Origin of the sequence: uncultured Abiotrophia sp., from assembly GCF_963520105.1 — a bacterium.
GTDB lineage: Bacteria > Bacillota > Bacilli > Lactobacillales > Aerococcaceae > Abiotrophia.
In genome coordinates this window covers 100,575-123,299 of sequence record NZ_CAUQPN010000006.1, presented here as the reverse complement: position 1 = coordinate 123,299, position 22,725 = coordinate 100,575, and the positions used below count along the sequence as shown (strand labels likewise).

Sequence of the window (22,725 nt, the reverse complement as noted above, 5' to 3'; positions counted from 1 at the left end):
TTACCCGCGACAGGACGGAAAGACCCCATGGAGCTTTACTGTAGCTTGATATTGAGTGTTTGTATGGCATGTACAGGATAGGTAGGAGCTGAAGAAGTGTGGACGCCAGTCTACACGGAGGCGCTGGTGGGATACTACCCTTGTGATGCGGACCCTCTAACCCACGTGTAACAGCACGGGAGACAGTGTCAGGTGGGCAGTTTGACTGGGGCGGTCGCCTCCTAAAGAGTAACGGAGGCGCCCAAAGGTTCCCTCAGAATGGTTGGAAATCATTCGTAGAGTGTAAAGGCAGAAGGGAGCTTGACTGCGAGACCTACAAGTCGAGCAGGGACGAAAGTCGGGCTTAGTGATCCGGTGGTACCGTATGGAAGGGCCATCGCTCAACGGATAAAAGCTACCCTGGGGATAACAGGCTTATCTCCCCCAAGAGTTCACATCGACGGGGAGGTTTGGCACCTCGATGTCGGCTCATCGCATCCTGGGGCTGTAGTCGGTCCCAAGGGTTGGGCTGTTCGCCCATTAAAGCGGTACGCGAGCTGGGTTCAGAACGTCGTGAGACAGTTCGGTCCCTATCCGTCGCGGGCGTAGGAAATTTGAGAAGAGCTATCCTTAGTACGAGAGGACCGGGATGGACGCACCGCTGGTGTACCAGTTGTTCTGCCAAGGGCATCGCTGGGTAGCTATGTGCGGGATGGATAAGCGCTGAAAGCATCTAAGCGTGAAGCCAGCTTCAAGATGAGATTTCCCATTCGAAAGAAGTAAGACCCCTGAGAGACGATCAGGTAGATAGGCTAGAAGTGGAAGTGGAGTGATCCATGGAGCGGACTAGTACTAATCGGTCGAGGTCTTAACCACAAGATTTGAGGTTAGGTTTGAGGTTATTCAGTTTTGAGTGTGCAAGCACTCAATATAAGACAACACCCAAGTGTGGTGATAATGGCAAGAAGGACACACCTGTTCCCATTCCGAACACAGCAGTTAAGCTTCTTAGCGCCGATGGTAGTTGGACCTTTGGTCCTGTGAGAGTAGGTCGTTGCCATGCTGGGTGAGGTTGTCTTGATTCCGCAATAGCTCAGCTGGCAGAGCGCATGACTGTTAATCATGATGTCGTAGGTTCGAGCCCTACTTGCGGAGTAAAATTTTATATTGCCGCTTTAGCTCAGCAGGTAGAGCGCATCCATGGTAAGGATGAGGTCGCCGGTTCAAGCCCGGCAAGTGGCTTATCAAGAAGTATCTGATGATACTTCTTTTTTATTTGCCCGATATATCATATATGATATATTAGGCAATAGAAAAAGAGCCATCTCTTGCGAGATAGCTCCAATCGAAAGTCTTATTTTTCTTTCTTCAATTCGTTTAAGATGTCTTGTAATAAGTCTTTCTCGCTTGGACCTGCAGGTGGCGCAGGTGGGTTGATCAAGTCTTTGCCTTGAGCCTTCCCTAAAGCTTTTAAAGTCAAGAATAACAAGAAACCGATGATAACGAAGTTAATAACAGCTTGCAAGAAGTTACCTACACCTAGGTAAGTATTCCCAATGCGTAATGAGATGCCAGAAACGGTAGCTTGACCAGTTACGGCAACAATAATTGGCATGAAGATATCATTTACTAAGCTAGTTACGATGCTTGAGAAGGCACCCCCCAAAATCACAGCAACTGCTAAAGTTACGATATTGTCTTTGGCAATAAAGCCACGGAATTCTTCAAAGATTTTTTTCATTCGAAATTCCCCTCCTTTCATCTACTAATCATAACATGTTTAGACTAATTTGTGTAGTCAAAAAGGGCCAATTCTTAGACTTTTTTAATGTAGGAGTCAATTGGATATAGGCTTTGATCCAAGTCACTATGGCCTTGGCTGACATGCTTGACCCACTGATAACCAAGGAAAGGGCCGCTCGTTAAGCCAGAGGAGCCTAGGCCACTGACAGCCCAAACAGATTCAAGTTCTGGGACTGGGCCTACTAAAACAGCATAATCTGGCGTATAGGCACGTATGCCTACTTTAACCCTATGATAAGCCACTTGGTCCGATAAGAAAGGCAGGAGACTGCTGGCACGTTCTTGAAGTTCAGCCAATCGCTGGTCTTCAACGGTCAAATCATAGCCCCGGTCATTCTCATGCGTCGCGCCAATGACGAGCTCGCCATTTTGGAAAGGGATGATATCAAATTTACCGGGCGGCATGACAACTGGCCAAGCATTTCCCTCCCATTCAGGTTGATAGATGCTAAAGAGTTGTCCCTTTTGCGGGCTAATGGTAACATCGTAACCAAGAGGCTCTAAAATGTGTGGTAACCAAGCACCGCAGGCCAACAGAATAGCATCATAGGGCTTTGTTTCCTTCTCTGGTCCTATGACGCTAACATGCTGATCGCCATCAGCCATAAGCTTGGCTTGTCCATGAATCAACTTACCACCTAGTTTTGGAATCAAACTATGAAGTTCTTGAATCAAGGCCGCACCATCCAGTCGCGCCCCACCAGAGACAAAACTTGCTGGATAAGGGGTCTCTAGGAGTGGCAATTTATCCATGGCTTCTTGAGCGGACAGACTACTCAGGCTACCAATGGAAGGAGAAGCAGGTCTGCGTTCTTGCGCGCGCTCTTGGTCGCGCGTTAGAGAGCTTTCATTTTTACGAACCAGTAAAGCGCCAACCTCTTGGAAGATTGGATTGGTATTTATGCCATCTTCAGCCAAATCCGCCATGAATCGCCGATAAAACTCAGCCCCTTGAGAAACCAGATAATACCAAGGTTTGTTACGGCGTAAAGTGAACCAGGGGCAGATAATGCCTGCGGCCGCCTTGGTTGCTTGGCCGGTGCCGTCTTCATAGAGGGTGACAGTGTGACCTTCTTTGAGGGCATAGTAGGCCGCTGTCGCGCCGACTATCCCGCCCCCAATAATTGCAAGATTCTTCTTCATCTTAGTGCCTCCTTCAATTGGCTAATGGTAAAGGCTGAGGAATTACCTCAGCCAGTCTACCTGTCTATTTAGGATTGTGGAAATAGTTTTCTTTCTTCATGTCTTGAAAGACAACGTGAATGCGTTCGGTCGGCGCACCACTATGTTTGGACACGACCTCAATAATTTCTTTGGCCATGGCTTCTTTGGCTTGAGGGCTACGACCTTCTAATAGTTCAACGTGGATAAATGGCATAAAAGCTCCTCCTTAAGATTATTTAGTCTTTTCTTGGGTAAAGGCTTGAATTCGATTCATGGCTTCTGCCAATTTTTCTAGGCTGGCAGCATAGCTGAGACGGAAGTAACCTGATCCGCCAGGTCCAAAAGACTGGCCAGGGACTGCCCCCACCTTAGCTTCTTGAGCCAAAGCCAGACAGAAGGCGAAGTCATCACCTTGGAACCAGTCAGGTACTTTGACGAAGAGGTAAAAGGCGCCTTCAGGAAGTAAGGTTTGGTAGCCAATCTCGCGGAAACGGCCAATCAGGAATTGGCGGCGTTGGTCATAGGCTTGACGCATCTCATGAATACTATCATCACCTGAGTGGTAGGCAGCAATAGACCCATATTGTGAGACGGAAGGTGGTGTATTGACAGTTGCTTGATGGACCTTGAAGATTTGGCTCAGATAGTCCTTAGGTCCAGCGATAAAGCAAGAACGCCAACCAGTCATGGCATAGAATTTAGAGGTCCCGTTAATTAGGATGGTACGCTCAGGAGCCAGTTCCGCCATGGAAACATGCTTATCAGAATAGGTTAGTTCACTATAAATTTCATCTGAGACAATCATCAGATTATATTGGCGAGCTACATTGGCTAGCGCTTCTAACTCTTCACGACTATAGGTAACGCCGGTGGGGTTGCAAGGATGGTTCAAGAGCAGAATCTTAATCTCAGGATGGCTTTCTAATTGAGCCTTGAGTTCGTCTGCCTCCAGCTTGAAGTGACTATGGCTGACATCGTGACGAATGAGTTCTGCTCCAGCAAGTCGAACTTGCGTTTCATAGATGACATAGTTAGGTGCAGGTACAATGACTTTTTGGCCAGGGTTAAGTAAGCCAACCAGACTGGCAAATAAGGCTTCAGTCGCTCCTACGGTCACGATGATTTCTTCTTCAGGACTATAGTGGAGTTCATAGTGACGCTCTAGAAACTCGCTGATAGCTTGGCGCAAGGCTAAGAGACCACGCGAATGGGTATAGCCGTTCAGGTCTTTGCGGATAGCCTCAATGGCGGCTTCCTTAATGAAATCGGGTGTTGGAAAGTCTGGCTCCCCGATGGTGAGGGGGATTAAGCCTTCGATTTTGCTGATTTGATCGTTAAAACTACGGATAGGGCTCGGCTTAATGGCGAGCAGGCCTTGGTTGACTTGTGGCGTTGACATCTGATGAGCACTTCCCTTTCTTCCTTAACTTCTATCTATTAGTTTATCATACATAGACCGACATAATCTAGAGCATGGTGGAAAAAGTCCATGTAAAAATGAGAAGAACTCACCTCTTCATCAGAATTTTATCATAAAAGGCTTGACTTTTAGCGGGAATCTGGGTATAGTAGAGGCATATCTGAAATATCGTTGAACAGAAGAGTAGTAAAACTAGCGATTCAAGAGAGGTACCGGCAGGTGAAAGGTACTATCGAATAGGTTATGAAGATGGTCTGGGAGATAAATACGCCGATAGGTAGGTGTGTTCGGGTCATTCCCCCGTTACCAGGAATACCAGTTACGCTGTAAGGCCAGCTGGGTAGAGGGAAGCTTAGGCTTCCAAATAAAAGGTGGTAACACGATCACATCGTCCTTTTACTAACAAGAGTTAGTAGAGAGGGCTATTTTTTTTAAGATAAGATAATGCGATGAAATAGTAAGTAAGGTCGCCTCGCCTTCACAGAGAGCTTCGGGTGGTGGAACGAAGCATGGCAACGACATGAAAATGGCTATGGAGCGAAGATTTTGAATGGCTTAAGCTGATTCAAGTCTCGGTGCGACCGTTAAAAGCAAAGAGTATCAAATCAGGATACTCGCTAAGGGGCAATATGTGAGTATTGCCTGAACAAGAGGTGGTAACGCGTCATGACGCCCTCAAGGTAGGCTCTAGGCCGCCTTGGGGGCTTTTTCTAACCCACCCACGAGCCTTGAAATAAGGAGGAATTATAGGTGATAGAATTAAAGAATATCTCTGTCACATTTAGACAGAAGGACCGCCAGGTCCAAGCAGTCAAAGACGTTGATTTGACAATCGAAGAAGGCGATATTTACGGAATCGTCGGCTACTCTGGTGCCGGGAAATCTACCCTGGTCCGGGTCATCAACCTCTTGCAACGCCCAACAGGCGGACAAGTGACCGTTGGTAAGGTAGCACTTCAGGGTTTGTCCGGTCGACGTTTGCGTGAGGAACGTAAGAAAATCGGCATGATCTTCCAACACTTCAACCTCATGCACAGTCGGACAGTCTTCAATAACGTGGCTTTCCCACTCCAGTATGATGGTGACAATTTCCGCCAGTTTGGCCAGCATGTCGGTCAGGCCTTGGCCTTTTGGAAATGGTCTGGAAAGGCCGGCGAGAAGTTGACCGCACCTTTCAAGTTCTGGCCTCAAGTTCGCAAGGAACGTCGGCAAAAAGTTCTAGAGTTACTTGAACTAGTAGGGATTGCTGACAAGGCAGAAGCTTATCCAAGCCAATTATCTGGCGGGCAAAAGCAGCGGGTGGCGATTGCGCGGGCCTTAGCTAGCAACCCTAAGATTCTACTCTGTGATGAAGCAACCAGTGCTCTCGACCCAAAAACAACCTTGCAGATTTTGGACTTGCTCAAGGAATTGAACCAAAAACTAGGCTTGACCATTGTCTTGATCACTCACGAGATGCAAGTAGTCAAGGAAATCTGTAACAAGGTAGCCGTGATGGAAAATGGGGAAGTCATTGAAGCCGGATCAGTTGTGCCAATCTTCAGCCAACCAGCCCAAGCGCTAACCCGCGACTTCATTCGGACCGCGACCCATGTAGACCAAGCCTTAGCTACCATTCTCAGCCAGCCTAAGTTCTCTCAACTTAAGGATGATGAATGGTTAGTAGAATTGTCCTACTTAGGCGACGAAACCGATGAACCATTGATTGTGACACTCTATAGTCTCTTCAATGTCACCGCCAACATCTTGCATGGTAATGTCGAGATTATTGATAATACGCCAATTGGGAATTTGATTGTCACCTTGGCAGGGGCAGAAGCTGATAAGGAAGCTGCCGTAGCTTACATCAAAGAACAAGGTGTCAACCTTAAGTTCCTCAAGCGTCCACACAGCGCCAAAGACTATAAGGGAGGTGCAAAAGACTAATGGCAACATGGTTAGCAGAGTTTTTAGATAAGCTTGGCACTTGGAGTAACCAAGCTTGGGCTAGTTTGGAGCCCATCATGCCAAACGTGGCTAAAATTCCTAAGGACTTTTTAGAAGCCACGCAACAAACCCTTTATATGACCTTCTGGACGGCTCTCTGGTCTGGTATCTTCGGGATTTTACTTGGCGTGGTTCTGGTTGTCACCCACGACGGAGGCATTCTGGAAAACCGTTGGTTCTACCGAATTCTAGATCAACTGGTCAATATTTTCCGGTCCATTCCCTTTATTATCTTAGTCGCCCTCTTAGCGACAACTACGCGCTTCTTAGCGGGTACGACAATTGGTTCCAAGGCGGCCTTGGTGCCACTGATTGCAGGGGTTATTCCCTTCTTCGCTCGTCAGGTCGAAAACGCCCTCTTAGAAGTCAATCCTGGGGTTGTGGAAGCCGCTCAAGCCATGGGGACCAGCCCATGGGGCATTATCTTCCGCGTGTATCTCAAAGAAGGTTTGCCAGGTATCGTCCGCGCGTCAGCCCTCACCTTAATCAGCGTGATTGGTTTAACCGCCATGGCAGGTGCTGTCGGTGGTGGTGGTCTAGGGAACCTAGCTATCTCTCGTGGTTATAACCGATTCCAGACAGATGTCACCTTGATGTCGACCATCTTGATTTTAATCTTGGTCTTCATCACTCAATTTATTGCTCGACGCATTGAAAAGCGCGTCACCCACTAATCAACTTACAATTTTAGGAGGAACACTCAATGAAAAAATGGATTAAAACACTTGCTGCAATTATCACCCCAGTTAGCTTAGGGATTAGCGCCCTAGCACCGGTCACTTCTGCACAAGCAGCAGAAAAAGTTAAACTTGGTTTAGTCGGTGACGACACCCGAGTTTGGGACAACGTTAAAGAACGCTTGGCCAAAGACGGCATCGAGCTTGAATATGTTAAGTTCACAGAATACAGCCAACCAAACGCAGCTTTGGCTGACGGCTCAATTGACCTCAACGCTTTCCAACACCAAATTTTCTTGGATAGCTACTTACAAGAGCATAAGGATCAAGAATTAGTTTCTATCGGGAATACCGTTAACGCACCATTAGGGGTTTACTCTAAGAAAATCAAGGATATTAAAGACTTGAAAGAAGGCGACACAGTCGCGATTCCTTCTGACCCAACGAACGGTGGTCGTGCCTTACGCCTCTTGCAAACAGCAGGCTTAATCAAAGTAGACGAAGCAAAAGGTTACAAACCAACGGTTTCTGACATCAAAGAAAACAAGCTTAACCTTAAGATTCAAGAGTTAGATGCTTCCCAAACTGCTCGTGCTTTAGATGACGTGACGGCTTCCATCATTAACTCAGGGGTAGCAGTCGATGCAGGTTATACTCCATCCAAAGATGCCATCTACTTAGAGCCAGTTGATAAAAGCTCAAAACCTTACGTGAACATTATCGTGGCACGTAAGAAAGACGCAGAAAATGCAACTTACAAGAAAATTGTAGAAGCTTACCAAACAGAAGATACTAAGAAAGTTATCGAAGAAGTTTCTAAAGGTTCACTCTTACCAGCTTGGGATACTTTCGGTACTAAATAAGCCTTGAAATAAAAGGAGGTGGGCCAATGATTCAGGCCTACAAAGATAGAATTCGCGCAGTTGTGGCAGAAAAATTAGCCACTTACCAAGACCATGCCAAGGCCATTTATGAGCGACCTGAGGTCTGCAACACAGAATACTTTGCTTCTGATTTACTGGCTAAGCAATTGCGACAAGAAGGGTTCGAAGTCACCCAGAACATTGCAGGTCATGAGACTGGCTTTGTCGGGGTCTACCGGGCAAGCAAGCCAGGTCCTGTCTTGGCCTTCCTAGCCGAGTATGATGCCTTGCCAGGTATTGGCCATGCTTGTGGGCATAACCTCTTCGGTAATTATTCACTCTTAGCAGCTGTAGCCCTCAAAGCCGTCATCGATGACCTAGGTGGTGAAATCCGAGTATATGGGACACCTGGAGAAGAAGGCGGGGAGAACGGCTCTGCCAAAGGTTCCTATGTCAAGGCTGGCTTCTTCCAGGATGTCGATGCCGCCCTTTGTGCTCACCCAGCCCACAAATTCGCGCCGACCTTACGGCTCTTGGCTAATGCGCCAGTTGATATTGAGTTTTTTGGCCGGGCTTCACATGCAGCCGGGGCACCGGAAGCGGGCATTAACGCCTTGGAGGCTTTGATTCAAGTTTTCAATTCCATTAATGCTTTACGCTTAAATCTGACCAAGGATGTCAATATTCACGGTATTATCACCAATGGCGGGCAGGCTGCCAATGTCATTCCGGAATATGCGTCAGGTCGCTTCTACCTCAGAGCCGCTGAGCGCAAGACCTTGGAAAGTGTCTACCAAAAGGTGGAAAATATTGTCAAAGGGGCGGCGTTAGCAACCGGATGCGACTACAAGTTTGGTCTCTTCCAGAACTGGGTGGACGATGTGGTACCAACGCCACTCTTCGACCAACTCTTCTTCCAAGAAGTCGCTGACTATGGCATTGATGAGTCCGAAATCGAAAGAAGCGAGCGTAATTCGCTAGGTTCTTCTGATGTCGGCAATGTCTCTCAAGTCGTGCCTACCATTCAACCTACGGTTTCCATTAGTGACAGCCCAATTCCAGGTCATTCCGGGGAGTTTAAAGCCGCAGCAGGTAGCCCTAAGGGTTATGCTTCCATATCGGTGGCAGCTAACTTGCTGGCTAATACGGCCTTGGCGCTACTATTGGACCCAGAAAAACTAGCGGCCATTAAGGCCCAGCATCAATCATTGACACAAACAAATAATAATTAATAAAGGAGTCATGCAATATGAAAAAGTTTGTTAAAAAATTAGGGGCTCTAGCCCTCGCAGCAGGTTTAGTGTTTGGGGCTAGCTTCCCAACTGCACAAGCCGCCAAAGAATTTGAAGGCCAAAAAGTAAAAGTTGGGGTTGTCGGTGAAGCTGACAAGGAACTCTGGCAAGCTGTAGCAGAAAAAGCGAAAAAAGATGAAGGTATCGAAATCGAAATTACCAACTTCTCAGATTACAACTTACCAAACGCGGCAGTAGAAGACGGTTCATTAGATCTCAACGCTTTCCAACACATTATCTTCTTGGAAGAATGGAACAAGGCTAACAAGGGGAAAGTTGTAAATATCGGCTTCACTTATGTAGAACCTCAAGGTATTTACTCTGAAAAAGTTAAATCTTTGGATGAGTTAAAAGCTAAAGATGGGGCAAAAATCGCTATTCCTAACGATGTGACCAACCAAGGTCGGGCCCTCTTGACCTTAGAATTAGCAGGTTTGATTGAAGTAGACGATGCTAAAGGTATTTTAGCTAGCGTTAGCGACGTAACTAAGAACGACAAGAACATCAAGTTTGAAGAAGTGGACGCTTCTCAAACAGCACGCAGCTTGAAAGACGTGGATGCAGCAGTTATCAATGGGAACTACGCAGCAGATGCTAATTTAACCGTCAAAGACGCTCTCTTCGTTGATGCGACTGACAAAGCAAAACTGAAAGATGAGTACAAGAACATCATCGCCGTTAAAGAGTCTGAAAAAGACAACAAACTCTACAAGAAAGTCGTAGAAATCTTCCAATCAGACGAAATCGCTAAAAAGATTGAAGAGTTAAGCAAAAACTCTAAGATCCCAATGTGGTAATCTAAATGATTAAAAAAATCCCGCATCTTATGATGCGGGATTTTACTTTAGTCGAGGTCATCAGCAAATTGTTGACTAGAAAAATGAACCTCTTGGCTGAAGAGGGTGCGGATTTGACCGTGAGGGTCTTGAACCAAGAGGTGGCCCTGGTCGGTGATTCCTTGAATGATACCTGTATATTCTTGTCCTGCTTGCTGGTAGCTGACTTGGCGCCCGACGCCCAGTAGGTGTTCTTCATAGTGGGGTAGGTAGGTTTTGTCAGAGAGGGTACGGATATAATAAGCCAATTGCTTAAGGAAGTCATGGATGACTTGGTTGGGATTGAAGTCGGCTGGCATTTTCTGACCAAAGAGGGTCCCTGCAACAGACTGAGTTGAGGCTTCCGCTTGACTGAAGTCGCCGCTTAAGTTGAGGCCGATACCAATAATAATCGAGGATAGGCTACGACTTTCAATATCGGTCGTCGCTTCTGTCAGGATTCCGCCAATTTTACGACCACGACAGAAGAGGTCATTAACCCATTTGATATGCAGCCTTTGTCCACTGGCTGCTTCCAGAGCGGCAACCATGGCACTGGCAGCTAGCAGGGTGTATTGGGGCACTTCTTCTAAATCTGTCACTTGGGGTTGGAAGACGACAGATAGATAGAGACCTGAGGCAATATCGGAATGGAAATGGCGACCTGAGCGGCCTCGTCCTTGGGTTTGTTTACGAGCAATGAAGAGGCCGGCTTGGCCAGGTGATTGAATGGCGAATTGTTTGGCTAGGTCATTGGTTGAGGTGACACTGTCATAGAGGGCCACATGCAGCGATTCAAAAGGGGCATCCAAGTCACGCTTGATTTGTTGGGCATCTAGGGTATGGCTGACCCTCTCTAGCAGATAGCCCTTCTTGCTTAGACTGGCAATTTGGTAGCCTTGCTGACGCAAGCCTTCGACAGCCTTCCAGACAGCTGTCCGAGACAAGCCTAATTGATCCGCCAAGGCTTGGCCAGAAATGGGCTGACCATCTTGTTCTAGTAAAACTGCCAAAATTTCATCTTGTGTCGACATCATGTGACCTCCTCGTCTTCGATAATCTAAGTCTAGCAAATGTCTGGTCCGGGGTCAATTCCTGCCTAGCTAGTTGAAAATAGAGCTAGCTAGACCTATAATGAACTTGAGAGGGGAAGGCAAGCAAGTCATGCTTCCCATTTTGAAGGATAAAATAAGGAGAGTCTTTCCCATGAATCTTATGAAGAAGCTAGTGCCCCTGCTAGGGGGCCATCATCAACTGGGGTTGCCAGGAGTTCGACACTATTTGGCTTGGCGCTATCCTCAGGTTAATCCGGATTTACGTTTTCGAGGTTGGATGACGGATATCTTAGTTGACTTCAAAAAGCCAGAAGGCCTAAAGGCCTATAATGAGACAGGCCTTACGACCTACCGAGTGCCCTTTCCTCAGGATCCAGACCTAATTATCGAAGAAGTGAAGATTCCCAGTAGTCAGAACCCTAATTTAAGTGCCCTTATCTATCGTTCTAAGCAGCCACGACCCCAAGCGACAGGCTTGCTATGGCTTCATGGGGGTGGCTATGCCCTGGGGCATCCACGCTTGGAATTACCCTTCATCCGGCAATTTGTGCTAGAGACCAATACGGTGGTCCTAGCTCCTGATTATCGGCTGTCCGCTCAGGAGCCCTATCCGGCAGCCTTAGAAGATGCCTACGCTAGCCTAGTTTGGCTCAAGGAAGAAGCGGCCGACTTAGGCGTCAATCCTGACCAACTCTTTGTGGGAGGACCTAGTGCTGGTGGTGGTCTTACCATTGCCACGGTTCTCTATGCTAGAGATAGGGATCAAGTTCAAGTGGCCTTCCACATGCCCATTTATCCAATGATTGATGACCGTCTATCGACAGAGTCCATGAAGGGTAATCGGGAAATGATTTGGAACGAAATCAAAAATCGAGCGGGCTGGCAGCTCTATCTAGGAGACCTCTATGAATCTAAGGAGGTGCCCATCTACGCGGCACCCTATCGGGCATTAGACTTAAGGGGTATGCCACCTGCCTATACACATGTGGGAGATTTAGATCCCTTCTTGGATGAAACGCTAGACTATATGAAGCGACTGCAAGCTGCGGGTGTAGCGGCCAAGTACCGCGTCTATCCGGGTGCCTATCATGGCTATGAGGCTTTCGATTGCGCCTTGACGCGTCAGACTATGGCAGATTGGTTAGCAGCTTACAAGGAAGCTGTCACTCAGTATTTTGCCCCACAAAAAGAGTCATAAGCACAAAAATCCCCGTCTGTCATCAGATAGACGGGGATTTTTATCGTTTAGCTGCGCCATACGCTTTCTAAGATCATGGTTTGTTCGCGGTCTGGACCTACAGACAAGGTGGCGATTTTAGCCCCCACTAATTCGCTAATACGACGGACATAGTTTTGGGCATTCAAAGGTAGGTCTTCCAAACGACGACAAGAAGTAATGTCTTCAGTCCAACCTGGTAATTCTTCATAGACAGGTGTGCAAGATTTGAGCAACTTGAGGCTAGCTGGATAGTACTCAATCACTTGACCATCTGGTGTCTTATAAGCAGTACAAATCTTAATGGTCTCTAAGCCAGTCAGAACGTCGATGGAGTTAAGGGAGAGATTGGTAATGCCTGATACTCGGCGAGAATGACGCATGACAACAGAGTCAAACCAACCCACCCGGCGAGGGCGACCAGTAGTTGTCCCGTATTCACGGCCAACTTCGCGAATTTGGTGACCAATTTCATCGAAGAGTTCAGTAGGGAATGGGCCATCGCCGACACGAGAGGTATAGGCCTTGCAGACGCCGACAACACGATTGATGCGAGTTGGGCCAACCCCACTTCCGATGGTGACCCCACCAGAGACTGGGTTGGAGGAAGTAACGAAAGGATAGGTCCCTTGGTCGATGTCCAACATGACCCCTTGAGCTCCTTCGAAGAGGACGCGTTTGCCTTGATCCAAGGCATCGTTCAAGATAACGGAGGTATCAGTCACGTATTGTTTAATTTCTTGACCGTATCGATAGTACTCTTCAAAAATATCTTCAAAACGTAGGGGATCTGCGCCATAGACGCGTTCAATAAAGAGGTTCTTCTCTGCCAAGTTAGTCCGTAGGCGTTCTTCAAAGATTTCACGGTCTAATAAGTCGGCAATCCGAATCCCAACCCGAGCAGATTTATCCATATAGGCTGGGCCAATCCCTTTGTTAGTAGTCCCAATCTTGTTATCGCCTTTAGAGGCTTCTTGGAGCTTGTCCAAGACAATATGGTAAGGCAAGATAACATGGGCACGTGAGGAGATACGAAGATTATCGGTTGAGACACCTTCGCCATGTAGGTAGGCAAGTTCTTCCACGATAGACTTAGGGTTAACGACGACGCCATTGCCAATGACGCTGATTTTGTCAGGGGAGAAAATCCCGGAGGGAATGAGGTGTAACTTGAAGGTTTTGCCGCCAAACTGAATGGTGTGACCGGCATTGTCGCCACCTTGGTAGCGTGCGATGACTTCGGCATTCTCGCTTAGGAAGTCGGTAATTTTCCCTTTACCTTCATCGCCCCATTGAGTGCCTACAACAACAACTGATGACATAAACATACCCCTTTACTGATTGAGATTGGTTTGGAAATATGGTTCGACATGGACATCGACATCATACACATTATAATTATACGCTAAAATCTGTTCGATTTCCTCTGTTATGTGATGAGATTGAATAACTGAAAGATGACCATCAATTAAAACGGTGATATCCACGTGGACATACTGGCCACAGAGACGAGCGCGAATCTGCGGCACAGCGCGGATTTGAGGGTGTTTGAGGACGATTGCGCGATAGGCTTCTAGTTCCTCTTGGTCAAAACCATCTGATAATTCAAAGGTCGAATCTTTGAAAATAGTATAGGCGGTGTGGAGGATAATGCCACCAATTACAAGAGCCGTCAGGATATCCAGCCAGGCTAGTCCTAGGCTAGAAGCGGCAATGGCCACCATGGTGGCAAGTGTCGTTAAGAAGTCACTGAAGAGGTCCTTGGCACTGGCCTTAAGCCCCATGCTCTGAGTTTGCTGGGCTAAATGATGGATGTAGCGCTGGGTGACGAGTAAAATGACACTGGCAGCCAGCCCCACCCAGAGTGCTTGGAGATCAGGGCTGGGATAATCCTGAGCGATAAAGCGTTCTGCTGAAGTTTTGATAACTTCAAGTCCGACAGTGAACATAATCAGAGAAGTGGCGAAACTGGCCAAGGGTTCAAATTTGGAGTGACCAAAATAATGATCCTCATCTGCTGGTTTGCGGGCAATTCGAAGGCCAATAAAAATCAAAATCGATGAGATGATATCCGTTAAGTTGTTAAGACCATCGGCTCTGAGAGAAGCTGAGTGGAAGAAATAAGCGGCGCCCAATTTGAGGCTAGAAATAATCAGGTAGACGATAATGCCGACTAAGGCCCCACGGGCGGCAATTTTAAGTTGCTGGTTTTGTCTGTCGCTAGTTTGCATAGAATTTTCCTCCGCGAGATAATGCCAAAAAATCAGGAGCCTTAGCTCCTGAAATGATGCTTATTTGGATATGGCCCAATAGTTGACCCCTTCTTCCATCATGGTTTGGGCTGGAATAGCTTTAATGCTGAACATTTTGCTTGGGTCATCATTAGGGTCATTGACATAGACTTGGCCATCTTGGTAGCCACGAATGACAAGGATGTGGCCAGTTTCGGTGAAGAGGCCTGGTTTAACCGTCGCGACAATGGCTTGCCCTTGGTTGACAGCCTGCATGGCTTCTTCAAAGTTATTGCCGAAATTGGTGAACTGATAATTGAAGGATTGAGCGAAGTCATAGAAAATATTCCAAGAAGTTCCTTGGTTGTGGACATAGTAATGGTCCTTGCTCCAATCCAGAATGGTCTGCGGTGTTACCGTAGCTTGCGGATTATAGTAGGCATGAATCATAGCCAAGGAGAGGATAGCACAGCCATTTTCGCCCAATTGGCGAGTGGTGTCCGTTCCGTATTGGAGGGTCCGCCATTTAGGATCTTTCTGCAGATAGAGCGGAATGTCCAGTTGTTTGACGTTCTGCAACTGGCTAACTTCGGCTGGTTTTTGCGGCAGGAAGAGATAGCCTAGCTCGCTGATATTTTGGCGGTGCTTGTTGATGGCAGCCACGATGTCAGACTGGGCATTAAGTAAGTCGTTCTGATAGTCTTGGTTTTGGATATCTTGCAAGACTTCAGAGAGCTCGTCCTTGGATAGGCTGTGAACTAGGGAATCATCCGATAGTTGCAGCGGAACCGTGTTGAAAGGCGCCGATTCTGACTCACTAGATGACTCAGGTGTGCTAGAGGTCACTTGGCTACTTTGGACCTGAGCAATATGTTCTTGGCCAGCCACTTGGTTATTTAATTTTGATGCCTGATGCGTATTTTCCTTGAGGAAAACGACAATCGCCGTCCCGCAAATCAAGAGCAAGAAGAAGGTAACAACGGCAATCGTATTTTTACGACGTTTGCGCATAGGGCCAGCTCCTTTGGTTAAGTAATCAATCATAAGGGAAGTATAACAGAGAAATATATGATAAATATGAATTTTCTGGCAAGAAATCAAAGAATTTCTCCGATACAATCCTTATTTATTGTATCAAAACCTGGAACATAAAGCACCTATTCTGGTTGCCTGTTACAGAGACTTAATAAAGAGAGGCTGGGTGTTACACCAGCCTCTAACTTGTTGATTAATAGTTTTTGAAGTATTGTTCTAGTTCCCATTGGGTGACTTGCTTTTGATAAGCGAAGTATTCGGCTGTCTTCTCAGCGATGAAGTTTTGCGCGATGTGGTCACCCAAGGCTTCCAAAATGACAGGTTCCTTCTTGAGCTCTTTGAGGGCTGCACGCAAGGAGCCTGGTAGATCCTCTACCCCTTCCGTTAGGCGCTCTTCACGGGTCATGGTGTAGATATTACGGTCAACAGCAGAAGGTGGCATAATCTTATCTTCGATCCCCTTGAGGCCGGCTGCCAAGAGGACAGACAGAGCCAAGTAAGGGTTAGCCGCTGGGTCTACACTACGTGCTTCAATCCGAGTAGAGTTACCTCGAGCTGCCGGAATCCGGATAAGTGGTGAACGGTTTTGACCTGACCAAGCCACGTAGACAGGGGCCTCGTAACCAGGCACCAGCCGCTTGTAGGAGTTAACCAGTGGGTTACAGATAGCGGTATAGGCGCGGGCATACTTGAGCAAGCCACCGATGAAGTAGAGGGCGGTTTGGGAGAGTTGGTCTTCTGTGTCAGGATCGTAGAAGGCATTACCTGATTCATTAAAGAGGGACATGTTACAGTGCATCCCGCTCCCGGCAATGCCGAAGATAGGCTTAGGCATGAAGGTCGCGTGCAGGTTGTGGCGACGGGCCACGGATTTGACGATGAGTTTGAAGGTTTGGATATTGTCGGCAGAACGGAGGGCGTCTGCATACTTCCAGTCGATTTCGTGTTGGCCAGGCCCTACTTCGTGGTGGCTGGCTTCAATTTCAAAGCCTAGAGCTTCTAGTTCCAAGACGATGTCACGACGGCAGTTCTCGGCCAAGTCGTTAGGCGCCAAGTCAAAGTAGCCGCCGTTGTCGTTGAGTTGCATGGTAGGTTGGCCTTTTTCATCTAGTTTGAAGAGGAAGAATTCTGGCTCTGGCCCAATGTTGAAGGAAGTGAAGCCAAGGTTTTCCATGCGCTTGAGAATACGCTTGAGGTTGCTACGAGGGTCACCTTGGAAAGGCAGACCATCCACGCTGTTGACGTCACAGATTAAGCGGGCAATCTTGGTGTCGCCAGCGCCATCTTCCCAGTTGAAGACTAGCCAAGTGTTGTAGTCAGGTACCAAGTACATATCGCTCTCTTCAATCCGGACGAAGCCTTCAATCGAAGAACCGTCGAACATCATTTTGTTGTCTAAGGCCTTTTCTAATTGGGAGACAGGCACTTCGACGTTTTTGATGGTTCCGGTAATATCAGTGAACATGAGGCGGACATAACGAACATTGCGTTCCTTGGCGTCTAGTAAGATACTTTCTTTGGTCCATTGAGTGGTTGGCATGGAAATCCTCCTTTGATAGTAGGCTAGTCAGTCTAGCCAGACTTAGCGAAATCGACCTTGGATGTCTAACTCATCCCATAAAATCCGACGGACATCTTGGTCAGTCAGGGGTTGACTGGTAGTAGGATGCCCCATATGAGGGCGCTCAGCTTCTGTTTCGAAGCGGCGTTTAATGCCCTTCAGGGTCATGCCTTCCTCGAGCAGGTCACTAATTTCCAAGAGCCGATCTACATCGTTGAGGGAGTAGAGGCGGCGATTGGTTGAGCTTCTGCCCGGCACTACCAGACCGAAATCTTCGTAATGCCGAATTTGCCGGGCGGTCAAGCCTGTTAGGGTCATGACGGTTCCGATGGGAAATACGGCGAGAGATTTGCGGAATTCTTTGGCTGCCATAGTTGTCACCTTCTTTTATCATTTATGATTATAGGGAAAGTCAAATGAGGGGTCAACTGCTTCCTGACCTCTTATGTTAGATAATATGACAAACGTTCGGGTTCTGCAAGCCAGAGCCCTAGATCAGTCGCTAAGCCAAATAAAAAAGCTTGCCAAGTTACTTAGCAAGCCGGGATTAAGTTTGGGTAATCAGTGTGCAGAAATAGCCTAGAGCCAAGAAATCGGCGCTGCCGCCGGGGCTAAGATGACGTTCGATGAGGACTTGGTCATAGGCTATAAGTCGCTCTTCGAGCTGGGCCAAGGATAAGTCAGGAAGTTGGCTTAAAAGTAGACTCATTTCGCCTTGAATCTGGGCTAAGGCGGTCAGTCCACCCCGGTGGAGTAGGTTGCCATCTTGGACGGTAGCCATTAAATAGACTAAAGCCTGCAACCAAAGCTGGCGTTGATCCAGGTCTTGGCGATGATAGACAAAGGGTAGCAAGCCTTGGCGCAAGACCGGATAGCCTGCTGCTGCTTCGCCCCGGACCCCGGTAATACCATGCTCCAAGTAAAGGCGTTCGCCATAAGAGAGGGAGGTTTTTTGGGCCAAATGGGCAAAATCCTGAGTTACGAGCTGCTGGGTCATGGCCTTAATCAAAGGCCAACTAGCCTCCAGGTCGCCCTGGCAGGCTCCCAAGGCACCTAATAAGAGGGCGAAGGAAAAATTAGCCCCCTTGTGGGTGTTGACTCCAGCTGTTGCAGTTAACATAGCGGCTTCGGCTTCTTGCCCTAGCTGACGTAGGGCTTGGAAGAGCTGATCAGGCGACCCCGCATGTGCTTGGCCTAATTGGACATAGCCCTTAAAATAAGGTCGTAAAGCCTCGATACTAGCGGCGAAGGTTTGGGGTGTCATATCCTGGTGGGCGCCATTGGACCAGGGATCCACCAGGCCAGGTTTAGGTGCCAGTTGAACTTCAAAAGCCAGGGCCTGGCAGGCTAGGTCTGCCAGATAATCAGAAGAGAGCGTCTTATTAGTCAATGTGGAGTTTCTCCATTTGCTTGAGGATGAAACGCAGGGACCGATCCAGATGCTCGTGGGTAATGAGGGTAATCTGATCAATATCGTGGTTGCACATCCCGCGGTAAATCAGCCAGTGTTCTTCTAAGGCTGCGCTCCGGCGTTGGGAGGAGCGAATGGACAAGTCGCGGAAATAAATGACATAGGTCCGCAGCTCAGAGACGATATCTCGCAAACGGGTCATCTGGCTCTTGGCATAGATGAAGTCATTGAATTTGGTGAAGTTAGCCAAGACCTCATCCACGCGGTTGGCCTGGTTGAGTTGCTCGCACTCTTCTAGGATAGCTTGAAGTTCCTGGAAGTCTTCAGGTGTCATCAAGGTCATAGCTTTAATAGTGGCTAAGGTGTCTAGGGACTTACGAATGTCGTAGATTTCTAGGGCGTCCTTGATGCTAATGCCTTTGACAATAATGCCAATTTTAGGAATATGCTCCACTAAGAGTTCCTTGGTTAATTCTGTTAGGGCATAGCGGATGGGCGTCCGACTAATGTTGAGGGCTGTAGAGAATTCCTTCTCATTGATCCGGGTGCCAGCTGGGATTTGGCCCAAGATAATCGTCTTACGAAAGGCTTCGTAGAGCGAAATCTTGAGGGGTTTATTCTGAGTAATATCTAAGTTGCGTTTGACCGCCTCGATAATCGCAGACATAGGGATTCTCCTTTTCTTTTTGATGTCATCATGTCCATTATACCTAAAAATAGGGACTTTAGCCAAGCCAAGACCTTGTTAGGGCCCTTAGGATTTAGCGTGGCGGACAAAATATTGGATAGCTTGACTGACGAATGCTGCTAAATCGGGAGCAAAGCGATTGAGATTGTGACGAAAATCAGGATTGTCTTGATAGTTTTGCCCAATGTAGCCGAAGACGGTCAGGGAGCAGTCAAAGGCATAGGTATTGAGGAGACGGTAGAGTTCTTGACATAAGCTTTGTACAGGCTCCGACTCGATTGAAAGTCCGGCCTCAAAATGCTGAGCCCATTGGCGAAAGACCGCATTGAATTTCTCGGCGACCTCTATTTTCTGCCCCTCTTGGCGCTTTTCAGCCTCAATCATGACGTCTAGGCCGTAATTTTGTCGCGCTTGGCTAACATAGGGCAGCATATCTGGATAGCTAAAACCGCGAAATTGCGCTTGTGGTGATAGGGACTGGCCTGCTTTTTTAGCTTGGATGCTAGCCGTTAAGGTTTCTATTAAGGTGTCTAAACGTTGGCGCTCTGATTGTAGTTGAGTCAGCTGTTGCTCCAGAAGTTGGAGGAAATTAGTGCTATTGGCATCTAGTAACTTACCAATGTCCTCTAGTGAGAGACCTAAGTATTTATAGTAGAGGATGAGCTGGAGACGCTCCAAATCTTCTTCTTGGTAATAGCGGTAGCCATTGGCCTCTTTCTTAGCTGGTAAGAGGCCAATGGCATCATAGTGGTGGAGTGTTCGAGGGGAAACTCCAGCTAACTGGGCAGCTTCTTTGACCCGATAAATCATGCCTGCTCCTCCTTTTTAGTAAAATCTAGTATTTAGTATAACATAGGGCTTGACCCTAACGTAAGGTTAAGGTGTAGACTAATAGAGAAAAAGGAGGAATTAGGATGAACTTAAAGATCATTCGTACAGATCAAGTCTATCGACAAGTCTTGACCTTATCCCCAGAGCAGGGCGAAGCCTTATTCAGGAAGGAAGTTTTAGCGCCTTTTCGGGGGAAATTTGCCCGCCAGGGTTTAAGTATAGAAGCTGGACAGGGGGCGGATGCCCTGCAGATTTTGAGCTTGGCCAATCTAACGCCCTTTAACCTAAGGTCTGAGCATAGTGCGGATATTGATGCACTAGACGATTCAGTTTATCAGGAGCTAGAAAAAGCTTTCCATCTGGCCATTGACAGTTTCGAACAGGCAGGAATCCACCCACCATGCAAAGAATATGTCTTAGCGATCTTGCTAGGCAAGGCGGAGAGTCCTGTTATGCGACTCAATGATAATTATCTGGGTGAAGGCGGGATTCCGGGCTACATCTTCTTGTCCTTGGTACCAAGTCAGGAGACCTTGCGACGTTTGCCAGCGGCCTTGGCCCATGAATGTAACCATAATGTGCGCTACCAATTTGTGGATTGGCAACAAGGAGCCCTGAAGGAGCTTATGGTGGCAGAAGGCTTGGCTGAGAACTTCGTGCTAAAACTCTTTGGGCCCGACTATCTAGGCCCATGGGTGACCAAGACCGATTTGGCGACCTTAGACAGTCTCATCAAGCCCAAAATCAAGACTAATCTTGATATCTCTAACCTCTATGGGGCCGCTCCTTATCTCTACGGGGATGAATTGACCCAAGTGCAAGGGGGGCGCCCTGTCGGTCTGCCCTATGCAGCAGGCTATAGCTGTGGCTATCACTTGGTACGCTACTATCTTAAGAAGACGGGCGTGAGCATTGAAGAAGCTAGCTTGAAGACAGCTGATGAGATCTTGGCTCAGGTACCAGAATTCTGGGAGCAGCCAACTTCCCAACTCTAACCAAGCAATCTTGCTTTGCTACCCTATCTATCAATCTATCTATTGATAGATAGGGTCTGAGTTAGGAAATTTACGTGCATAAGTGGACACAATTTACATAGGGACACAAAAAAGAGAGCTAGGACTTAGTCCTAGCTCTTTTGTCTTAGGTATTATTGTGCTAAGTAGAGTGGCATGTGGCCCATCAAGACGATAGTGACCACGAAGATAACGAAGACCACTGCGGCGTACTTAGCAGATTCACGTTGCCATTCGCCCATGTCCAAGCCAGTTAAGCGGAGCAAGAGGTAGATGAAGGCAACCAGTGGGCTCAAGAGGTGGAAGGCTTGCCCCATGAGAGAAGCCAAGGCCATTTGCATATCGGTGAAGCCGTATTGACGACCGATTTCTGCGAATGGAATCAGCACCCCGTAGTAGAAACCATCGTTGGTTAAGAAGAAGGTCCCTGGTACGGAGATGAGGGCAATAATCAAGCTCCAGAAGCCTGCTAATTGTTGTGGAATGATGTGGACGATGCTGTCGGTCAAGGCCTTAGCCATACCTGTCCCTTGGAAGAGACCCATGAAGACCCCTGCCCCGAATACGAGGAGGACCACTTGTACCGCATCCCCAGCGTTCTCACCAATACGTTTGGATTGAGTCTTGAGGTCTGGGTAGTTAATCATCATGGCTAAGCCGGTCCCGATTAAGAAGAGAACGACAGGCTTAACTTCGATAGCGTCGATGAAGGAACCTGCTACTAACCAGCCAATTAGGACTAAGGTCATAATCGCGTTGATCCAGAAGTTTTGAGGACGGCGGATAGCCAAGACTTCAGGGTCAGAAATAGTAGTCAATTCATCTAGCTCAGCGTCGGTTAATTCCTTGATACCCAAGCGGGCACGTTCTTTTTTACCCATACCACGGGCAACGAAGAAAATCACGTAGAGGATAGAGATAACCATCCCTGGTGCTAAGTAACCCAAGATGTCGGCTTCAACGCCCAAGACGGACATGGCACGAGCGGTTGGGCCACCCCATGGCAAGAGGTTCATGATGGTGTTTTGCAAGATAACTAAGACACCCAAGTTCATGAGTTTCATGTCGAGTTTCTTGTAGATTGGCACGAAGGCCGAGCAGCAAATTAAGGTAGTGGTAGTTCCGTCACCGTTCATGGAAACAGCGGCCGCAACAATAGCAGTAGCCACGAGGACTTTCATTGGATCGCCTTTAGCGTAGCGAATCATTTTGTTAGTGATTGGGTCGAAGAGACCGGAATCTAACATGAGGGAGAAGTAGAGGATGGCGAAGAGGAGCATAACCCCGGTTTCAGCCGTCCCTTTCATTGCAGTGAGTTTATCCTTGGAGTTGTTGCCAAAGAGACCTTGGCGAACCAGTGTCCCGATGTTGACATCTTGGACCACGCCGGTTAAGACTGCTACCAGCGCAAAAGCAAGTGGAATGAGTACTAGGGCAGTGAATGGTGACATTTTTTTCTTCATGATGACATACATGAAGACAACCATCATTGCATAAGCAAAGACTGTGAGTAACATCATATCTTCCTTTCTGAAATTAAAATAATAATAGCATGGGCAGGAGCCAAAAGTCGCTAAAACCTTCTGACCTAGACCCGACACGTCCATTCCATGAAATGAACGCGTTTACTTTATGCCTGTATCATAGCGAATGTTTAGACAAAAAGAAAGGGCTTTAGCTAAAAA

Annotated in this window: 21 protein-coding genes, 2 tRNA genes, 2 rRNA genes and 2 other annotated features; of the genes, 11 read left to right on the top strand and 14 right to left on the bottom strand. The window is 47.6% G+C overall.

Annotation, left to right across the window (positions count from 1 at the left end):
- The 4 genes from RWO08_RS07170 to RWO08_RS07155 all read left to right on the top strand — a co-directional run.
- Window positions 1-855, top strand: a 23S ribosomal RNA gene (locus tag RWO08_RS07170); the annotation flags it as partial.
- A 71-nt stretch (window positions 856-926) separates the two neighbouring features.
- Window positions 927-1,042: ribosomal RNA gene (gene rrf, locus RWO08_RS07165) — 5S ribosomal RNA — on the top strand.
- Between the two features lie 19 nt (window positions 1,043-1,061).
- A tRNA-Asn gene (locus tag RWO08_RS07160) sits at window positions 1,062-1,134 on the top strand.
- Between the two features lie 14 nt (window positions 1,135-1,148).
- Window positions 1,149-1,221, top strand: a tRNA-Thr gene (locus tag RWO08_RS07155).
- 112 nt (window positions 1,222-1,333) lie between these two features.
- Here RWO08_RS07155 and mscL read toward each other — a convergent pair.
- The 4 genes from mscL to RWO08_RS07135 all read right to left on the bottom strand — a co-directional run bounded on the left by mscL (window position 1,334) and on the right by RWO08_RS07135 (window position 4,345).
- Window positions 1,334-1,720 (bottom strand): large conductance mechanosensitive channel protein MscL, encoded by a 387-nt coding sequence (gene mscL, locus RWO08_RS07150; protein WP_291428145.1) that lies wholly within the window; start codon window positions 1,718-1,720, stop codon window positions 1,334-1,336.
- A 74-nt stretch (window positions 1,721-1,794) separates the two neighbouring features.
- Window positions 1,795-2,925, bottom strand: coding sequence for an FAD-dependent oxidoreductase (locus tag RWO08_RS07145; RefSeq protein WP_314211620.1), 1,131 nt, complete (start codon window positions 2,923-2,925; stop codon window positions 1,795-1,797).
- A gap of 64 nt (window positions 2,926-2,989) precedes the next feature.
- Window positions 2,990-3,160, bottom strand: a complete 171-nt coding sequence (locus tag RWO08_RS07140; protein ID WP_070756776.1) for a 2-hydroxymuconate tautomerase — start codon at window positions 3,158-3,160, stop codon at window positions 2,990-2,992.
- A gap of 18 nt (window positions 3,161-3,178) precedes the next feature.
- Window positions 3,179-4,345 carry an aminotransferase class I/II-fold pyridoxal phosphate-dependent enzyme gene (locus RWO08_RS07135; RefSeq protein WP_291430652.1) on the bottom strand — a complete coding sequence of 389 codons (1,167 nt, stop codon included), beginning with the start codon at window positions 4,343-4,345 and terminating at the stop codon, window positions 3,179-3,181.
- Between the two features lie 183 nt (window positions 4,346-4,528).
- Window positions 4,529-4,765 (top strand) — a binding site (T-box leader).
- 41 nt (window positions 4,766-4,806) lie between these two features.
- Window positions 4,807-5,046 (top strand) — a binding site (T-box leader).
- A gap of 70 nt (window positions 5,047-5,116) precedes the next feature.
- Between RWO08_RS07135 and RWO08_RS07130 the strand changes: the two genes are divergently transcribed.
- The 5 genes from RWO08_RS07130 (at window position 5,117) to RWO08_RS07110 (ending at window position 9,981) form a co-directional block, all read left to right on the top strand.
- Window positions 5,117-6,292, top strand: coding sequence for an ATP-binding cassette domain-containing protein (locus tag RWO08_RS07130; RefSeq protein WP_314211619.1), 1,176 nt, complete (start codon window positions 5,117-5,119; stop codon window positions 6,290-6,292).
- 77 nt (window positions 6,293-6,369) lie between these two features.
- The gene (locus RWO08_RS07125; RefSeq protein ID WP_070756789.1) at window positions 6,370-7,026 is read left to right on the top strand and encodes a methionine ABC transporter permease; all 657 of its coding nucleotides are present in this window, start codon (window positions 6,370-6,372) and stop codon (window positions 7,024-7,026) included.
- Window positions 7,027-7,055: 29 nt separating this feature from the next.
- The gene (locus RWO08_RS07120) at window positions 7,056-7,892 is read left to right on the top strand and encodes a MetQ/NlpA family ABC transporter substrate-binding protein (protein ID WP_291453802.1); all 837 of its coding nucleotides are present in this window, start codon (window positions 7,056-7,058) and stop codon (window positions 7,890-7,892) included.
- Between the two features lie 26 nt (window positions 7,893-7,918).
- Entirely contained in the window at window positions 7,919-9,124 is a 1,206-nt protein-coding gene (locus tag RWO08_RS07115; protein WP_314211618.1) for a M20 family metallopeptidase, read from the top strand.
- A gap of 17 nt (window positions 9,125-9,141) precedes the next feature.
- Window positions 9,142-9,981, top strand: coding sequence for a MetQ/NlpA family ABC transporter substrate-binding protein (locus RWO08_RS07110; RefSeq protein WP_291453799.1), 840 nt, complete (start codon window positions 9,142-9,144; stop codon window positions 9,979-9,981).
- A 47-nt stretch (window positions 9,982-10,028) separates the two neighbouring features.
- On the opposite strand, the gene RWO08_RS07105 is transcribed toward RWO08_RS07110, so the two are convergent.
- The gene (locus RWO08_RS07105; RefSeq protein WP_314211617.1) at window positions 10,029-11,033 is read right to left on the bottom strand and encodes a biotin--[acetyl-CoA-carboxylase] ligase; all 1,005 of its coding nucleotides are present in this window, start codon (window positions 11,031-11,033) and stop codon (window positions 10,029-10,031) included.
- 172 nt (window positions 11,034-11,205) lie between these two features.
- Between RWO08_RS07105 and RWO08_RS07100 the strand changes: the two genes are divergently transcribed.
- Window positions 11,206-12,252: an alpha/beta hydrolase gene (locus RWO08_RS07100; RefSeq protein ID WP_314211616.1), complete on the top strand. Its 1,047-nt coding sequence runs from the start codon at window positions 11,206-11,208 to the stop codon at window positions 12,250-12,252.
- A 47-nt stretch (window positions 12,253-12,299) separates the two neighbouring features.
- On the opposite strand, the gene RWO08_RS07095 is transcribed toward RWO08_RS07100, so the two are convergent.
- The 8 genes from RWO08_RS07095 to RWO08_RS07060 all read right to left on the bottom strand — a co-directional run bounded on the left by RWO08_RS07095 (window position 12,300) and on the right by RWO08_RS07060 (window position 20,006).
- Window positions 12,300-13,592: an adenylosuccinate synthase gene (locus RWO08_RS07095; protein WP_314211615.1), complete on the bottom strand. Its 1,293-nt coding sequence runs from the start codon at window positions 13,590-13,592 to the stop codon at window positions 12,300-12,302.
- A gap of 12 nt (window positions 13,593-13,604) precedes the next feature.
- Window positions 13,605-14,501 carry a cation diffusion facilitator family transporter gene (locus RWO08_RS07090; protein ID WP_314211614.1) on the bottom strand — a complete coding sequence of 299 codons (897 nt, stop codon included), beginning with the start codon at window positions 14,499-14,501 and terminating at the stop codon, window positions 13,605-13,607.
- Between the two features lie 60 nt (window positions 14,502-14,561).
- Window positions 14,562-15,512, bottom strand: coding sequence for a C39 family peptidase (locus RWO08_RS07085; RefSeq protein ID WP_314211613.1), 951 nt, complete (start codon window positions 15,510-15,512; stop codon window positions 14,562-14,564).
- A 217-nt stretch (window positions 15,513-15,729) separates the two neighbouring features.
- On the bottom strand, window positions 15,730-17,076 hold the full coding sequence (gene glnA / locus RWO08_RS07080; protein ID WP_023391564.1) for a type I glutamate--ammonia ligase: 1,347 nt from the start codon (window positions 17,074-17,076) through the stop codon (window positions 15,730-15,732).
- A gap of 42 nt (window positions 17,077-17,118) precedes the next feature.
- The gene (locus RWO08_RS07075) at window positions 17,119-17,469 is read right to left on the bottom strand and encodes a MerR family transcriptional regulator (RefSeq protein ID WP_306486499.1); all 351 of its coding nucleotides are present in this window, start codon (window positions 17,467-17,469) and stop codon (window positions 17,119-17,121) included.
- A gap of 175 nt (window positions 17,470-17,644) precedes the next feature.
- Window positions 17,645-18,487 carry a triphosphoribosyl-dephospho-CoA synthase CitG gene (citG, locus tag RWO08_RS07070; protein ID WP_314211612.1) on the bottom strand — a complete coding sequence of 281 codons (843 nt, stop codon included), beginning with the start codon at window positions 18,485-18,487 and terminating at the stop codon, window positions 17,645-17,647.
- Entirely contained in the window at window positions 18,480-19,175 is a 696-nt protein-coding gene (locus tag RWO08_RS07065) for a GntR family transcriptional regulator (RefSeq protein ID WP_314211611.1), read from the bottom strand. The genes citG and RWO08_RS07065 overlap by 8 nt, the downstream gene beginning before the upstream one ends.
- A gap of 87 nt (window positions 19,176-19,262) precedes the next feature.
- Window positions 19,263-20,006, bottom strand: coding sequence for a MerR family transcriptional regulator (locus RWO08_RS07060; protein ID WP_314211610.1), 744 nt, complete (start codon window positions 20,004-20,006; stop codon window positions 19,263-19,265).
- Between the two features lie 104 nt (window positions 20,007-20,110).
- On the opposite strand from RWO08_RS07060, the gene RWO08_RS07055 reads away from it, so the two are divergent.
- Complete coding sequence (locus tag RWO08_RS07055) at window positions 20,111-21,022, top strand: DUF2268 domain-containing putative Zn-dependent protease (protein ID WP_314211609.1); 912 nt, start codon at window positions 20,111-20,113, stop codon at window positions 21,020-21,022.
- A 152-nt stretch (window positions 21,023-21,174) separates the two neighbouring features.
- On the opposite strand, the gene RWO08_RS07050 is transcribed toward RWO08_RS07055, so the two are convergent.
- Entirely contained in the window at window positions 21,175-22,557 is a 1,383-nt protein-coding gene (locus tag RWO08_RS07050) for a citrate:proton symporter (protein WP_311466221.1), read from the bottom strand.
- Window positions 22,558-22,725 lie beyond the last annotated feature (168 nt).